The sequence below is a fragment of the Chryseobacterium pennae genome (assembly GCF_003385515.1).
GTDB classification, from domain to species: Bacteria; Bacteroidota; Bacteroidia; order Flavobacteriales; family Weeksellaceae; genus Chryseobacterium; species Chryseobacterium pennae.
In genome coordinates this window covers 12,733-29,564 of record NZ_QNVT01000013.1, presented here as the reverse complement: position 1 = coordinate 29,564, position 16,832 = coordinate 12,733, and the positions used below count along the sequence as shown (strand labels likewise).

16 protein-coding genes are annotated in these 16,832 nt (G+C 32.9%); 5 read left to right on the top strand and 11 right to left on the bottom strand.

All coding sequences use genetic code 11. The features are described 5' to 3' along the window. Positions 1-4: 4 nt before the first annotated feature. Both DRF65_RS14315 and DRF65_RS14310 read right to left on the bottom strand, forming a co-directional pair. Positions 5-685: an MBL fold metallo-hydrolase gene (locus tag DRF65_RS14315; protein WP_115971445.1), complete on the bottom strand. Its 681-nt coding sequence runs from the start codon at positions 683-685 to the stop codon at positions 5-7. A gap of 55 nt (positions 686-740) precedes the next feature. Further along, complete coding sequence (locus tag DRF65_RS14310) at positions 741-1,328, bottom strand: Crp/Fnr family transcriptional regulator (RefSeq protein WP_115971444.1); 588 nt, start codon at positions 1,326-1,328, stop codon at positions 741-743. A 602-nt stretch (positions 1,329-1,930) separates the two neighbouring features. On the opposite strand from DRF65_RS14310, the gene DRF65_RS14305 reads away from it, so the two are divergent. Next, positions 1,931-2,422, top strand: a complete 492-nt coding sequence (locus tag DRF65_RS14305) for a hypothetical protein (protein ID WP_123947354.1) — start codon at positions 1,931-1,933, stop codon at positions 2,420-2,422. A 112-nt stretch (positions 2,423-2,534) separates the two neighbouring features. Next, positions 2,535-4,730 carry a B12-binding domain-containing radical SAM protein gene (locus DRF65_RS14300; protein WP_115971442.1) on the top strand — a complete coding sequence of 732 codons (2,196 nt, stop codon included), beginning with the start codon at positions 2,535-2,537 and terminating at the stop codon, positions 4,728-4,730. Positions 4,731-4,833: 103 nt separating this feature from the next. Here the strand turns inward: DRF65_RS14300 and DRF65_RS14295 are convergent, their stop codons facing one another. The 4 genes from DRF65_RS14295 to atpD form a co-directional block, all read right to left on the bottom strand. Then, positions 4,834-5,436: a WG repeat-containing protein gene (locus DRF65_RS14295; protein ID WP_115971441.1), complete on the bottom strand. Its 603-nt coding sequence runs from the start codon at positions 5,434-5,436 to the stop codon at positions 4,834-4,836. A 375-nt stretch (positions 5,437-5,811) separates the two neighbouring features. Then, a complete protein-coding gene (locus DRF65_RS14290; protein ID WP_115971440.1) occupies positions 5,812-6,630 on the bottom strand; it encodes a hypothetical protein in 819 nt (272 codons plus the stop codon). An 85-nt stretch (positions 6,631-6,715) separates the two neighbouring features. Further along, entirely contained in the window at positions 6,716-6,997 is a 282-nt protein-coding gene (locus DRF65_RS14285) for a FoF1 ATP synthase subunit delta/epsilon (protein ID WP_115971439.1), read from the bottom strand. Between the two features lie 87 nt (positions 6,998-7,084). Continuing rightward, positions 7,085-8,593 carry a F0F1 ATP synthase subunit beta gene (gene atpD / locus DRF65_RS14280; RefSeq protein ID WP_115971438.1) on the bottom strand — a complete coding sequence of 503 codons (1,509 nt, stop codon included), beginning with the start codon at positions 8,591-8,593 and terminating at the stop codon, positions 7,085-7,087. A gap of 207 nt (positions 8,594-8,800) precedes the next feature. Between atpD and DRF65_RS14275 the strand changes: the two genes are divergently transcribed. Continuing rightward, positions 8,801-9,721, top strand: a complete 921-nt coding sequence (locus tag DRF65_RS14275) for a bifunctional riboflavin kinase/FAD synthetase (RefSeq protein ID WP_115971437.1) — start codon at positions 8,801-8,803, stop codon at positions 9,719-9,721. Between the two features lie 148 nt (positions 9,722-9,869). On the opposite strand, the gene DRF65_RS14270 is transcribed toward DRF65_RS14275, so the two are convergent. The 3 genes from DRF65_RS14270 to DRF65_RS14260 all read right to left on the bottom strand — a co-directional run bounded on the left by DRF65_RS14270 (position 9,870) and on the right by DRF65_RS14260 (position 13,007). Then, complete coding sequence (locus DRF65_RS14270; protein ID WP_228438707.1) at positions 9,870-11,534, bottom strand: serine hydrolase domain-containing protein; 1,665 nt, start codon at positions 11,532-11,534, stop codon at positions 9,870-9,872. Position 11,535: 1 nt separating this feature from the next. Beyond that, a complete protein-coding gene (locus tag DRF65_RS14265; RefSeq protein ID WP_115971436.1) occupies positions 11,536-12,177 on the bottom strand; it encodes a GntR family transcriptional regulator in 642 nt (213 codons plus the stop codon). 341 nt (positions 12,178-12,518) lie between these two features. Beyond that, complete coding sequence (locus tag DRF65_RS14260; protein WP_228438705.1) at positions 12,519-13,007, bottom strand: YbaY family lipoprotein; 489 nt, start codon at positions 13,005-13,007, stop codon at positions 12,519-12,521. Between the two features lie 361 nt (positions 13,008-13,368). On the opposite strand from DRF65_RS14260, the gene DRF65_RS14255 reads away from it, so the two are divergent. Then, complete coding sequence (locus DRF65_RS14255; RefSeq protein WP_115971435.1) at positions 13,369-14,883, top strand: DUF2931 family protein; 1,515 nt, start codon at positions 13,369-13,371, stop codon at positions 14,881-14,883. A gap of 60 nt (positions 14,884-14,943) precedes the next feature. Here DRF65_RS14255 and DRF65_RS14250 read toward each other — a convergent pair whose 3' ends face one another. Next, positions 14,944-15,297, bottom strand: a complete 354-nt coding sequence (locus DRF65_RS14250; protein WP_115971434.1) for an MmcQ/YjbR family DNA-binding protein — start codon at positions 15,295-15,297, stop codon at positions 14,944-14,946. A 176-nt stretch (positions 15,298-15,473) separates the two neighbouring features. On the opposite strand from DRF65_RS14250, the gene DRF65_RS14245 reads away from it, so the two are divergent. Then, a complete protein-coding gene (locus DRF65_RS14245; RefSeq protein ID WP_115971433.1) occupies positions 15,474-16,133 on the top strand; it encodes an NAD(P)H-binding protein in 660 nt (219 codons plus the stop codon). Between the two features lie 128 nt (positions 16,134-16,261). Here the strand turns inward: DRF65_RS14245 and DRF65_RS14240 are convergent, their stop codons facing one another. Further along, positions 16,262-16,777, bottom strand: coding sequence for a VOC family protein (locus tag DRF65_RS14240; RefSeq protein WP_317126192.1), 516 nt, complete (start codon positions 16,775-16,777; stop codon positions 16,262-16,264). Between the last annotated feature and the right edge of the window lie 55 nt (positions 16,778-16,832).

Sequence of the window (16,832 nt, the reverse complement as noted above, 5' to 3'; positions counted from 1 at the left end):
GAATCTATTGTAAATTATATTTAGCCACAAACTTCTCAAACTTCTGATCTGTATTTCGCATGACAGGTCCATGACCGAAGCAGATAATGGATGGATTCAGTTTTGCCAACTTCTGGAGTGATTGGATATTGCGTTGCTGATCCGAGGTGAATATATTTGGGGGAAGCCGCAAACCTGTCGCTGTAGTAAGCAGGTTCATATTGGTCGCCACATCTCCGATTATCAGTACACCATCTTGCTCACGGAATAAAGAAATATGACCGGGCGAATGTCCGGGCGTTTCTATTACCCGAAAATTTCCGATCCTATCATTTTCAACGATTGTGCGTTCTACTTTATTTCCCTGACCTGCCCAATACTTTTGTTGAAGCTTTGCTATCCAATGTTCCGGATTTGGATAGTCGTTGGTTACCATCCCCGTTTCAGTCCTCAAAACTTCGTCCGGATGGCAGAGTAAGGGGATCGCAAACTCAGTACATATCTGATCGCTACAACCTTGGTGGTCTGCATGAGCATGGGTAAGTACATGTTGATAAACAGGAATTTTCTGGAGAGCTTTCTTTACACTCGTATACGAACTCCTGATTCCGGAGTCTATCAATATACCTTCAATAATATAGCAGTTGATACTGTTTCGTGGCATCAGTGAAATCTGGAACACTTCGGGAGCAATCTGACGTAGCATAGTTTTTTTTATGCAAATCTACATCACCGATCCATACTTATATAAGGACATTTGTCTATAATATATTGGACTTATGTATTTGTCCTTTCGCCCGCGTAAGCGATCGTTGTGTAATGCCAAGGTATGACGCCAGATCCTGCGTCGTTATGCGCCGGGCAAGTATCGGTTCGTCAGACAGAACTTGACTATATTTATCCACAGCTGACCTATTATTGTAATTCAGCAGATAACGTTCCTTTTGGTTATACTCCTGCTCCATCACCAATTTTATAACTCCGTTCCAGGCAGTCACCTGACCAAGCAGATGCTGATAGTCCGGGTAGTTTATTCTATAGATTATACTATCTTCAATAGCCCTGATGCTCCTTCTGGGTTTTTCCTGTGTCACAAACTCCTGAAATGAGGTGACAAATTCATTTTCAAACTTGAAACAGGTTATATTTTCTTTTCCATCCTTGTCGGTAGCATATGCTTTTACAGCACCACTAGCGATAAATCCAATATGGCGGCAGGTTTCATCTTCATGAATAAAAAAATCACCCTTTTTTAAGTGGATCGGCTTGAAGAACTTCGCAGAAAAGCTGATTTCCTCTGCTAATAGTGATCCTGTTGAGGATAGGTAATTTTCAAATACATCAGTCATTTTGCTATCTTTTTTCCTTTTATTTTCTTATTAACCGTTTATTGGATTATACACCAAATCCAGCATCCAAAACTAACAATTATTATACATGTAAAAAAATTAATATCTTTCAGCTCTACTTTTTTCTCATGTTTCAGCTCATTATAATAAACTGATAATTAAAACATTCCTTTTTAATAATACAGAGGCTATTTTTCAAGAAATTTTTTATATTTACTCAACAAATTGATGGCAAATACAATATGAAATTTATTTTGAAGGTCGTTTTTTCTTTGATTACAAGAATACTTTTGTGCATCGTTTTGTTGTTTTCAGACCCATTGTCAATACACTTCAGGATTCTATGTATTGTTATTTTTTGTATTCCCTGGCTAAGATTTTTCATGAATGATACAGATAGGAGAAATATTGATCAATTAACCTCTTATAAGCTTCTGTTCCTCACTACACCTATTCTATATTTTCTTATACTCTGGAAAATTCTTGAATTTTATAATTTTACTTTAATCACTAATTTTCTTTTATTTATTTTACCGGTAATAGGATCTCTTTTTATTAAATCAAAAAATATTTCAGCCAATAATCAGAGTATCTTACAGACTATGAGTTATTATTGTATCCCATTCTTTTTAGCAGTTAATATATCTTTTGATTTTTCAAAACCGTCAGCAAAAAAATTTTTAATCATTGACAAAGCTATTTCTACTGAAAACAAATCAGATTCGGATGGCACTTATGAAGTAACTAAACATGAATTAAAAGTGGTTTCAAAAGAAAAAATGAATAGTCCTGCATTTTGGAAAGATCTCTCAACAGCCGAATATACAGATATATATCCAAACATTCCCGGTAAAGAATTCATTACTATTCAAAATAAGAAATATGAAATTCTGGGTAGAAAAAATAAGGTCATAAGATCTGAAAATGGTCTTCAATATTCTCGCTCTTATTATTTAAAAGAATATGTAAAACCAATGGCAATTGATGTAGACCGAAAGATCTATAACAAATTTGGGAAAGGAAATGATCTCGATATTGAAACACATTCCGGATTATTTGGGATTGAATGGACTTATTATCACTGGAAAATGTAATCATAAATAGGCACAGAAATTAGAGAAAAGTATTTTATGCTTTTAGGTGAATAATTAATCAAAACTTTTGCTCTTTTGCATTTAAAACTTATAACTTTGCAAAAAATTTCTGTTGAAAGACTTACTTCTTATTACTCCGCCTTTTACCCAACTTAACACTCCTTATCCAGCTACTGCCTATATTAAAGGATTTTTAAATACTAAAAATATTTCCAGTTATCAGATTGATTTAGGAATAGATGTTATTTTGGAGTTATTTTCAAATGGTGGATTACAAAAAGTTTTCAATAAAGAAATTGATGTTCAGAATATTTCTGAAAATTCCCAGAGAATTTATGCATTAAGAGAAGAATATTTAAAAACCATTGACCAGGTGATTCCTTTTTTACAAGGGAAAACTCCTACACTGGCAAGACAGATCTGCAGCATGAACTTTCTTCCTGAAGCTTCCCGTTTCAACCAGTTGGATGATATGGAATTTGCTTTCGGAAACATGGGATTACAGGATAAAGCAAAACATTTAGCGACTTTATATCTGGAGGATATTTCAGACTATATTGTTGAAAATGTTGATGCTGATTTCGGTTTCAGCAGATATGCCGAACGATTAGGAAAAAGTGCCAATTCTTTTGATGAATTATATTCAAAATTAGCTGATAAAGAAACATTTATCGATGATTTCACCTTAACCATTCTTCGAGAAAAAATAGAAACTGTTCAACCTAAATTGGTGTGCTTTTCTATTCCATTTCCAGGAAATTTATATTCTGCATTCAGAAGTGCACAGTTTATAAAGAAAAATTTTCCACACATTAAAATTGCAATGGGAGGAGGCTTTCCCAACACTGAATTAAGAGAAATCAAAGATCAAAGGGTATTTGAGTTTTTTGATTTTATAACATTAGATGATGGAGAACTTCCTCTTGAACTTCTATGTGAAAATGTCTGCCATCCTCAGCAAAACGAAGAACACCAATACAAAAGAACATTTTTACTTGAAAATCAGGAAGTCGTTTATAAGAACAACACCAAAAGACATGATTATAAGCAGGTAGATATTGGCACGCCGGATTATACGGATTTAAGACTGGATCAATATATTTCAGTCATTGAAATCGCCAATCCCATGCACAGTTTGTGGAGTGACGGAAGATGGAATAAATTAACCGTGGCTCACGGATGCTATTGGGGAAAATGCACTTTCTGTGATATCTCTTTAGATTATATTAAGATCTACGAACCTATTTCTGCTAAAATTCTGGTTGACAGAATGGAGGAACTTATTAAAACAACAGGGGAAACCGGATTCCATTTTGTTGATGAAGCCGCACCACCGGCTTTGATGAGAGAGGTTGCTCTTGAAATTCTCAGAAGAAACCTTGTAGTTACCTGGTGGACTAATATTCGTTTTGAAAAAAGCTTCACCCGTGATTTATGTTATTTATTAAAGCTTTCAGGTTGTGTTGCTGTTTCTGGTGGATTGGAAGTAGCAAGTGACCGTTTATTAAAATTAATTGATAAAGGAATTTCTGTGGAACAGGTTGCAAAAGTGACAAGAAATTTTACAGAAGCCGGAGTTATGATCCATGCTTATCTGATGTATGGCTACCCAACACAAACCATTCAGGAAACGATTGATTCTATGGAAATGATTCGCCAGTTATTTGAAATGGGAATTCTTCAAAGTGGATTCTGGCATCAGTTTGCAATGACTGCCCATTCACCTGTTGGATTAAACCCTGAAGAGTTTGGAGTGACTCCAATCAAACAGGAAATTTTATTTGCTAATAATGATATTGATTTTACGGACAAGACCGGAATCAATCATGGTAAATTTAGTTCAGGTTTAAAAAAATCCTTATTCAATTATATGCACGGAATTAATTTTGAACTTCCTCTTCAAGAGTGGTTTGATTTTAAAATTCCAAGAACAACAATCCATCCCGATTATATTCACGACAGTTTATTGGAAGAGGAAGATTTTAAATTTAAAGGAAATTCAAAAGTTGTCTTTTTAACCAAAAATGTAATCGCTGAGAATCGCATAAAAAATAAAAAGAAATATTCTGGTACATATACACTTCTTACATTCCACTTAAAAACCAATATTGTTAAGGTTGAAATGGAACAGGACAAAGCAGAATGGCTGATGAATATTTTGGAAGAACATTCTATAGACAATCAGAAAAAACCTACAGTTCAGCAACTTAAGACTCAGTTTGAAGAAAATTTTGAAGATTTTGAATTGTTCTGGTTCTCAAAACCTATGCAGCAATTGAAGGGAAATGGGGTGATTTTGAGTTTGTAAAATTGTGGTGATTTTTCTCAGGAATTTTCTAATTAATGATTTTTTTATTTTTCTTTCGCTGATTTTGCTGATGACGCAGATTTTTAAATTCTGAATGAGTCTTTTAGTAATCATATTTCCATTTGATCTTATTGGCTATTTCTTCAAAAGTGTATTTTCCCAATTCGATGACTTCTCCTTTAGTGTTGATGTATCCATTATTTTCACATTCAATGAAATAATGTTGACAGCCTTGCTCTTGTGGATGGTCATTCAAAGATTTCTTTTTGCATTTTTCTCCAATAATAGCCTTTCCATGGTAAAAGGAAGATACTTCCTCAAATTGAGGTTTAATAATTATTCTCCCTTTCTCATCTGCAAATCCAATTTTATTGTTCTCATCAACAATCCTTATCTTTTTTTGAATGATATCATCAGGACTCATAGTTCCTATTTCGGTATTCAAAACTTTAAATAACTTCTTTCCGTTGATGTCAATGGCTGTCCAACCCTCTTCTCCTTTTATTGAGAAAATAGAGAAATAACCTAAAGTTTCTGGTCTATAATTCAAACCAAATGAATCATCAAGTTTCCTGATGACTTTCCCATTTTTATCAGCAATATAAGCTGTATAATAATCCTCATTCTGATAGATTATCTGGAATTTCTTCTGGGCTGGAGCCATTGAGAACAGAAATAAGGCAACAAAAAATACTATCTTCTTCATTGGAATTTATTTTAGATTAAAATACTAAAAATAAATCAATATGAGATTTGTTGTAATGTTTTGGCTAAAGCCTGTTGCTATTGAATTATTTTTACTTTGAACTCCATCTAAATATCCGCATCTTTGTCATATCGTAAGAATCTGGAAAAGATATAGATATCACAGATTTATCAGATAATTATACGCTATTTTACACACAGCAAAAAAGAAAATTCGTGCATTCGTGGCGTATATTTTTTGCCACGAATGCACGAATAAAATAAGTGAAGAATCTATGTAATGAAGTGGTTATAAAAGAAAACCTCGGAAAGTTGCTCCAAGGTTTTTGTTTATGTATTTTTTAAACGGATTCAATTCAATTCAATTCAATTCAATTCAATTAGGAGTATCTTTTGTAACTGGGCCTACAGTTACCTTTTCCTGGATTTTAATAAAATTGGGATCCATGATGGCCATACGTTCGGCAAGTGCTTTATAGGTTGGATATTTTAAGATTGATGCTCTTCCGGACATTTCCTTGAAGAGGGTAAAAGACTTTCCACCAGCTGTTTTTAGTTGCTTCGTGGTTGTAATATATCTACCTATGAGCTTACTTTTTGCATCATAGATCTCAATATCCAGAAAGCTTTTCTCCATGATTTTATCATCTGAACCAAAACTTACTGGTAGATTCGTAAAATAACCGACAGGAACTCCATTGCTAAGGATCTCACCTACTTTATTGACTTCCAGATTCATTTTATCAATCTTCTTTCTGATCGTATAGGCATCTTTTGTTTTACTGTCCAGTTTCCTTTTAGGAACATTTGAAAACAGCTCATCCAGGGTCTTTACGTTTATTCCTTTATTATCAATGATTTTAAAATCTTTCACAGAAGTATATACCGCAGATTTTTCTTCTCCGGAAAATGCAGAAGGTGATGAATAATCTACTTCAATGGTTTTATCCCTGTTATATACCCTATTAATCTGTATATAGCTGTCTCTGACAGAGTCAACAATACTTTTATCAATAAATTTTATTGTATACAATGGTGTTTCCTTTAAATCCATGAAGGTATACTCATTGGATTTATTGGATATTTTCGCCACCGGGATTCCGTCTAAATTGATAATTCCTCTTTTGGTTTTAATATTCTGAGCATTGAGGAAAATTCCCAGAATTGTAAAGAATATGATTATACTTTTCTTCATAGAATCAGACTTTTACATGATATGAAATAAAAAAAGTGTAACCAAAGTTACACTTTTTTGAAAATATATTTAGCTTTTCATTTAATTATTCGCAAAGGATAATTCCTTTGTTATGATTAAATTCCACAACACCGCTTTTGATAGAATATGAAAAGATAGAGTCTTTATCATTTTCTTTGGTTAGGTTTTTTGCGAAAGCTTCATCTACAGAGTTTGTAAAAAGCTTTACTTTCCCACCAATTAAAGAAGAAACAATTCCTGCGTGGTTTTTCATGATGTGAAATTCACCATTTTTTCCAGGCAATAATACTGAGTTTACTTCTCCTTCAAAAACTACGTATTCTGGTGTTAAAATTTTTATATTCATTTTAATTTAGATTTGAAGATTTCAGATTTCAGATTTCAGACACTTTAAAGTCTCATGTCTAGTATCTGATATCTTTATGTCTAATTATTAAGCGTTTTCAGCTAACATTTTTTGTCCAGCTTCGATAGCTTCCTCGATCGTTCCTTTCAAGTTGAAAGCAGCTTCTGGTAAGTGATCTAATTCACCATCCATAATCATAGTAAATCCTTTGATAGTATCTTTGATATCTACTAAAGATCCTGGGATACCTGTAAACTGTTCTGCAACGTGGAAAGGCTGAGATAAGAATCTCTGAACTTTTCTTGCACGGTAAACAACTGATTTATCTTCTTCAGAAAGTTCTTCCATACCAAGGATTGCGATGATATCCTGAAGTGATTTGTATCTCTGAAGGATTTCTTTTACTCTTTGAGCACAGTTATAGTGTTCATGACCAATAACTTCTGGAGACAAGATTCTTGAAGTAGAAGCCAATGGATCTACCGCTGGGTAAATACCTAATGAAGCAATCTTTCTGTCAAGTACTGTAGTTGCATCCAAGTGAGCAAACGTTGTTGCAGGAGCCGGGTCAGTTAAGTCATCCGCAGGTACGTATACCGCCTGTACTGAAGTAATTGAACCATTTTTAGTTGAAGTAATTCTTTCCTGCATCGCACCCATCTCAGAAGCAAGAGTTGGTTGGTAACCTACCGCTGATGGCATACGACCAAGAAGTGCAGATACCTCAGAACCAGCCTGTGTAAAACGGAAGATGTTGTCTACAAAGAAAAGTACGTCTCTACCTTGTCCGCTTTCACCACCATCTCTGTAGTACTCAGCTAATGTAAGACCAGAAAGTGCTACTCTAGCTCTTGCACCTGGCGGCTCGTTCATCTGTCCAAATACGAATGCTGCTTTAGATTCTTTCATAGCCTCTAGGTCTACTTTTGAAAGATCCCAACCTCCGTTTTCCATAGAATGCATGAAATCATCACCATACTTGATAATTCCTGATTCAAGCATCTCTCTCAAAAGGTCATTTCCTTCTCTCGTTCTTTCACCTACTCCGGCGAATACAGAAAGACCTCCGTGTCCTTTTGCAATATTGTTAATCAACTCCTGAATCAATACCGTTTTACCTACACCGGCACCACCGAACAATCCAATTTTACCCCCTTTTGCGTAAGGTTCAACTAGGTCGATTACTTTAATACCTGTAAATAAAACTTCTGCTGAAGTTGATAATTGATCAAATTTTGGAGCTGGTCTGTGAATTGGAAGACCACCATCCTTAGATATATTTTGAAGTCCGTCGATAGCATCACCAACAACGTTGAATAGTCTTCCGTTTACAGCCTCACCGATTGGCATTGTAATAGGATCTCCATATCCGATTACATCTTGACCTCTCTTAAGACCATCAGTAGCGTCCATTGCAATACATCTTACTGTATCTTCGCCAATATGTTGTTCTACCTCTAAAACTACTTTTTCACCGTTTTCTTTTGTAATTTCTAACGCATCATAGATAGATGGAATTGCTTCCACATCATTGAAGACAACGTCGATTACCGGACCAATAATTTGAGAAATTTTACCTTTAATTTGGTTTGCCATTGCTAAATTTTTTCTTGGTGCAAATATAGTGATTCTTCATAAACCCGCAATTGGTAAAAAAAAGATTTTTATCATACTTTTTAGAAATTTACCAAAGGCACTGTTTACTAGTTTTACAAACCTATTTACCAGAAAAAAATATTGGTCCATTGTTATATTGATAGATTGTTACATTATATCTATATTTGCAGTCAAATTTTTCCCGTTTTGAAAGTTTTCAAGAATTTTAAAGATTATACCTCTCAAAAGCCTCTAGCATTGTCTTTAGGTATGTTTGACGGGGTGCATCTTGGACATAAAAGTATTATCGATGAACTAATTAAAGTAGGAACAGAGAACAATCTGGAAACGGCCATCCTTACGTTCTGGCCACATCCGAGGTTTGTTTTTAATCCCAATGAAGATTTAAAACTCCTGAATACAATAGAGGAAAAGCAACAGCGTATTGAAAAGTACAGCATTGACAATTTGTTTCTGAAGGAGTTTGACGAAGAATTCAGAAACCTTACCGGAGAAGAATTTGTACGCCAGATCCTGATTGATAAACTTAATGTGAAATACCTTATTATAGGATACGATCATTCTTTCGGAAAAAATAAAAGCGGAAATTTTGAACTTCTTCAAAAGCTGTCCAAAGAACTGGATTTTGAAGTGGAACAGATGGAAGCCATTAACATTCATGAAAATAATATCAGTTCTACCAAGGTTCGTAATGCACTTTTAACGGGAAATATTAAAGAAGCCAATGAAATGTTGGGATACTTCTACCCTGTTTCCGGAACTGTAGTTCATGGCAAGAAAATCGGAAGAACTATAGGTTATCCTACGGCTAATATCGATACGCAATCTATTAAACTTTTACCTAAAAAAGGAGCTTATATTGTTGAAGTAGACATAAAAGGTCAGCAATATAAAGGAATGCTGAGCATTGGAACCAATCCTACGGTAAATGGAGAAAAATTAACCGTTGAAGTGTATATCCTTGATTTTGACGATGATATTTATGATGAAAAGATCACTGTGAGATTCAGAGATTTTCTTCATGATGAAATCAAGTTTGAAGGTTTGGAAAAACTTATTGAGCGACTAGACGAAGATAAGCGATTAACAGAAGAATTTAATTTTTAAGATATAAAGAAAAGGCTATTCAGTGATGAATAGCCTTTTCTTTATAAAAGTTTTCAGGAAAAAGATATATTGGTTGAATACTCAGTTTTTATAAAGATTCTAAAAAAATCGGATGATGATTTGGTAATAGTGCTTATTGCTTTGCTTTTCAATGATCAGATTTTAATTTATTTATTTCAGAAATGTGTTTTTTAGCATTATCATTATTTGGATCTAGTTTAAGTGATTTTTTATAATTTAGAATAGCCTTTTTGTATTCTTTATTTACAAAGTAAGCTTCCCCAAGGCTATCAAATGAATTTGCATTATCAGGATACTCTTTTGTTGCAAATTCAAATATTGTAATGGCATTATTTACTTCTTTATCGCTATATAATAAATCATATCCAAGACTATTCAATGTAAATTGAAGATTGGTATTGAAATAACTTCCTTCTTGTTTGCTTAAAACATCAAATGATTTTTTAGCCAATTGAGGATCAGATATAAACTTTGATTTCAATATTGATTTCAAGTTTAATTTTGGATACTTAATCAAGTCCGTTTCTATTTTGTTAAATAGTATTTCCCAATCATTAAGTGCTAAATCAGATTTGTTATTAATAATTACAATTTGTCCATATTTGCTATCTGGAGAAATTAAAATGCCACTTCTTACCCCATTTGTATCGCCAGTTTTCGAATAATAAAATCCTTCTTCTTTACCAATCCCCATATCTTGCCATAAGTTCCCCATAACATTATCTTGGTCATCCTCAAACAAAACTCTGGTTGACTCTTTTATAAGGGGATTATTGCTCTCCAGTTGAAATTTCATAAGTTTAATCAAATCTGGCAATGTTGTAATAATACCATAACCACCCCCCAATAAAGGATTCTTTTCTATGGGAGCTAATACACCAGTGCTTGTGTAACTATTAGCCAGGTTTTCTTTATATTGTTGATAATCTTCCAAATAGGTATTTGTCATATCTAATTCGTTCAAAAAATCTTGAAGCAAATGTTTATAAGATTTATGATAAACCTGTTCTAAAATATATGCCATTAGCTCTGAACCTATAGAATTGTAGTCATAAAATGTTCCTGGCTTTTTATTCAGTTCTACTGTTTTGAGCTCTTCTAAAAAAGTTGACATATTATAATCAAAAGGTCTGCTTTCATAATAACCTTCAGCTATTCTCTTATTAACTTTGGTTAGCTTTTCTGGTATCTTATTTTTAAACCCAAGAGTATGAGTTAGTAAATTTTTAATTGTTATTGGTGTACCTTGATATTCTAAATTAGGATATGCTTCAACCATATAAATTCTAATATCATCATCTAATCTTATTCTTTTTTCGATCACCGCTTTAGCCGCCAATGAGCCTACGAAGACTTTAGAAATAGAGGCAATTTCATATAGAGTATTATCATTGGGTTTGTTTTTATGATCCTTATCAATTTCTCCATAGTAATTTTGAAAAACCGCTCCATTTTTATAAATAGCTAAAGCAATTGAGTTTATATTGCCTTTTTTAATTTCATTTTCAGCATACTGATTGATCAAATTAGTTAGCTTGCTAAAATTTTTTGTCTTAGGTTTATCTATTTTCTCCTTAATTTTAATTAACATTTCCACTGCATTTTTATTTTCAGGATCAAGAAACAGTAGTTTTTCGTAGTTTATAATTGAATTATTCCATTGATTACTTTCAAAATAACCTTTCCTTAAACTATCATACGGAATGGTTTTTCCGTGTTTATATGTAAAAGAATATCCCATTTGTGGGGGTAGTATAGTTATTAATATGGTTAGAATAAAAGTATACTTCATTTTATTTGTTTTTAGAATTTAACCAGTTAATGAGGGTATCTACACCTACCAAATTATTTTTAGCAAGCAATTCTGCGGCTTTTTGGAGCTGCCCATTTTGTAAGCAAGTAATTATGTTATCATGCTGGGTAATTGATTTTTCAACAGTATTATTCATTGCCATATAAGCATATTCATACCGTTGTGATTGCCGATGCAAGATCTTTATCATTTTCAGTAATCTTTTATTTGGACAGTTGGAAATTAACAACAAATGCCAACGCTCATCTAGCTCCACAATTTCTTTAGAAGTCTTTGTATTCAATATATTTATATTGATTTCAATAAGTTCTTCCAAAACTCTTTGATCTGGAATACCTGACAGCTCCAGTGCAAATGGTTCTAACTTAGCTCTTAGAGGATAAATTTCAATAATTTCATCTTCTGAGAATTTGGCTAGCCGATATCCCTTCCTTAATTCCGATACTACTATACCCTCCCATTCCAATTGCTGAAGTGCATCTCTAAGAGGAGTACGACTAATATTTAGTATTTCTGACAAATGAACTTCTCTCATGGGTTCGTCAGGCAATATTTTCTCATCAATAATCAATTGCCACAAAGCTTTTATTATTTGACTTTTTAATGTTTCTTGTGTTATCATTTTTTTTGCATATTGTATACAATATACAAAACTAACAATTTTTAAATATATTCTTATAGCTTTTCTAAAAACTTGTAATGTCTCATTTCGGAAACGGGAACGTTCTGTATTTTGGATTCAGGTTTGTTTCTATTGCCTCATCATTTATTAAACAAATCGGCTGAAAGACTTTTATCTAATTGTAGCCATTTTAGACACCTTAAAAATTGGGATTTTATCGTTTTCATGCTCATAATTCTAAGTGATAAAATGAGCATGGAATGAAGTTCAAATAACTAAAAAAACAGCTGTAAAATTTTTATTTACAACTGTTCTATCCTTTGATTTATTTTGCTGAAAATTTATTTCAAAATCTTTACATAGATTTTTTGGGTGTCACTATTTAATTTTACATTCGGAAATGCTTTATCGTGATCAATGAAGATATCTCCTTTTTCATTCGCTTTTCCATTACCATCAGAATCCCATTCAGTCGCTATATAATATTTAGCACCCTTCATAGGTTTTGGATTGATTTTGCTTTGAGCATCTGCCGGTAATGGTAATTCAATCGTAAAAGGAATCGCTTTTCCTTCAAATTCCTTTTCTGCAATCAATGTGGCAGGAGTATCCTGTAATCCTTCACTTATTCCGTATAAGCTTACTTTAAGTTTTGGATTTTTGATTGTAAATTGTTCTGTACCTGTAAATTCTATCTTAAGATTATCAGAAGAATTTTCTGCAACCTTTTCAGATACTGAAGCTTCAGGAGCTGTTTTCTTTTCTGCTTTATTACAACTTGATAGCATCAATGTACCAGCTGCCATGAATAATAAAAAGTGATTTTTCATTTATTCTTATTTTAATTAATTTCAATTTAATATTTCACAGCTATTTGACAACAAAATTCGTACCTATATCTTTAAAATTTTAATTTCACAAAGAATAATTGCCTATATTTTATGCCAAATAATTAAAAATAAGTTTAAAACAGTATTGAAAAATACACTAAAAGTCTATTAAACATTAATAATAAATCAATAAAAACTATTTTGGTTTATTATTTTATTTATATTTACTTAGTATCACTTCAGGTTGTAACTAAACCTCACATCTTTTGTAAATAATCTGACTGAATGGACTACTAGCAGAAAGTCAACAAATACTAACGGATGTACGAACTTTAAAACAAAATAGATATTCTATAATAAAATGATTTTCAAATCTATTATCTCCGCTATTCTGGTTACCATATTGAGTTTAGCGGGCATGTTATGTACACAGAATGCCGATTTAAATCTGGTATATGCAGCACTATTCTGCTCACCCTATTTTATTTTAATTACCCTATTCTATTTCTGTTTTAATGGCATTCGCAGAAAGTTAAACCTACTTGATCAGCCCAATATAATCTTTGAACTGGCTTATGGTTTTATATTTTACCTTACTTCCTGTGTGCTTTTGCCTGTCTTATTATTTGTGAGTACGTTAGGTGATGAATATGAACACAAGCTGTATGCTGATTTGGGTGATCTTATCTCAGAAATGTTTCCCATCATTTTAATCCTGAGTATTTTTTTGACGGTTTTCAGCAGTATTCTAATAACCTGGGCCATTAGATCATACAAAACGCTACTTCCGGTCATTATCATATATATTGTTGTTATCTCTATTGTATATAACATTGTGCAACATAATGAAAGACAAGAAACAGTAGCTTCTACAGGTAATATAAAGGCAACCGGAGAAGGATGGCGTGGTTCAATGAGTAATCCAGATGCTTATCCCGTGCAGTTATACAAAGGTATTTTTTTACTTTCCAATAATGAAAGATATGAATTTACCTTTAATGAAGGGAATACTGTAAATTACGGTGCAAAATGGGGTGAAGACGGAGGCAATACAAATAAGAAAACAATGTCACTCCCCAAGGAACTGGATCTTACCTGGTATTCATTTGCAGAAGATTGTTTTTACCGGTTGAACAGTCCTATTGATTATAACAAACTGCAAATGCTCTTCAATACACCCTATACTGAGCAAATAGGTAAAAGAAAAACACAGGAAAACTATAACAGTGTTATTATGGGTTTTGCTCCGGGAGGAATATTAGTGGTATGGGCTGGCAGCAGCGGGCGTCGTCAAATAGAAATTGGCCGCTACTCTGCAGAAAAAGTAAATATCACCAAACCAGTAATTGATGGAGAAGGACTTAAATATGGAGATGTATTTAATCAGGAATGGCGCAAAAAAGTATTAACAGATACCACTATTATACCTTTTAAAACACAACAGCATACAAAAAACAAACCTATCCCTTATGGTTATTGGGACAAATTGCGAACACGTTACAACTGGTGTCCAACCTTTGTAGTATCTCCGGAAATAAAAATCTCTGATGCTGATTTTAGGTTTTACAATGCTGAGCGTTTTGTATTTTTTGATGAAACCCTTCAAAACAACATCTATGAAGAACGTGGCATTCCTAAAAATGTATATATTAAATGGTATGATAAAAACGGTAACCGATGCGCTGTAGATTTTGAGTTTAATGAAGAAAAAACCTTTAAACAGTTTGATTCTTTTTTTAATCATCAAAAAAATACCAAGGCTACAATAGAATTTAATATTAGCCAAAAGGATAAAACAGCAACCGCAATGCTAAGGAATGGCAAAAATCAACTATTGCTTTTACAAACCAACATGATTGAATACGATAAGAATTAATAAAAATGTAAGATGATATTTAATTCTTACAGGTACGATATGCTGATCAAAAATAAAATTTTACGAATTATTAATAAGCTCCCTACTTTTCTTTGTCAGCGATTTAAAAACCAGATCATATGACTGATCAATAAGTTTTAAGATCAAATCTCTTTTTAACCCATCTACTGCAACAGAGTTCCAATGGGTTTTATTCATATGGTAAGCTCCTTCAATCTGGGAATATTGCTCCCGAAGCTCTGCACTCCACTCTGGATCTGTCTTTACATTGATGGATAATGGCTGTCTTTCCAGACTCATTAGCAGGAACATCTTGGTGTCTACCTTCAGTACAAGGGTTTCGTTGTCAAATGGGAAACTTTCTGTAACTGCTTTTTTGGAAAGACAATAGTCTAGTATTTCGTTGGCATCCATGGTTTTTTACAAGTAATTAATAATGAGTAATATGATTAATGACAATTTATAAATGATGATTGATGGGTAAGATATTTAATGATAAGATCTTTTATCTTTTATCTTTTATCTTTTATCTTTTATTCAAATTTAGTAAATTTAAGAAAGAAAATACCATTACATAAACCCCTATTGTTATGAAAGCTTTAGTAATCGGTGCTACAGGCGCTACAGGAAAAGATCTGGTTAATCAGTTACTCAACGACAAGGCTTTTGAGGAAGTCGATATTTTTGTACGAAAACCTGTTGACATTGAGAATGAAAGACTTAAAGTTCATGTTGTGGATTTTGAAAAACCTGAAGAATGGAAAGAGATGGTGAAGGGAGATGTTGCATTTTCATGTCTGGGAACTACTCTGAAAAATGCAGGAAGCAAGGAAGCTCAGAAAAAAGTAGATTTTGATTACCAATATGAATTTGCGAAAGCTGCCAGAGAGAATGATGTGGAAGATTATATACTTGTTTCTGCTTATGGTGCTGATCCGAAATCAAGGATTTTTTATTCTAAAATGAAAGGAGAACTGGAAGACGCTGTAAAACAATTACATTTTAATAAGATCACCATTTTTAAACCCGGAATGCTTGAGCGAAAAGATTCTGAAAGAACGGGAGAAGTTTTGGGCAGCCGGATTATAAAATTTGCGAATAAACTAGGGTTATTGGAAAGTCAAAAGCCTTTGCCTACAGATATTTTAGCAAAAGCTATGATTAATTCTTCTAAGATAAAAAGTAATGGCTACTCCAGTATTAAGCTTGGAAATATTTTTTGTTTTGCAGATAAGGTAATTGATAGATGATAAAATAGTATCCTAAAAAATCTGTATAAATCCGTGCAATCTGTGGTAATTTTTATTTACCCACAGATTTGTACAGATTCTTTGATTTAGTTTGTATTTTATTTAAAGATTCGGAACAAAAATATAATTTATTTTGTAGTCTTACTCCCCATACTTTGTCCCAGCTTTTCATATTCGATATCATTAGGCTCCCAAAGCTCTATTTTATTGCCTTCAATATCCATTATATGGACGAATTTTCCATAGTCATAGCTCTCAATTTTATCCAGAATGGTTACATTTTCTTTTTTTAACTGTTCTACCAACTTTTCAAGATCCTGTACCCGGTAATTAATCATAAAATCTTTTTCAGAAGGTTGAAAATATTTTGTTTTTTCACTGAAAGGACTCCATTGGCTGAACCCTTTCTTAGAGTTATCAGCACCCTGATACCATTCAAAAACAGATCCGTATTCATTAACTTCAAGGCCCAAATGTTGCTGATACCATTCTCTTATTTTTTTTGGATCTTTAGATTTAAAAAAGATACCACCAATCCCTGTTACTCTTTTCAGATCATCAGATTCTTTTTCTGTAACTGCTTTAAAGGCAAATCCTGATAAAAAAGCGGCTACAATACAAACTGCAAAAAATATTTTTTTCATGAGTTATTATTTATTCAAAAATAAAAAAAGTGGATGATAGCATCCACTTTCTGTA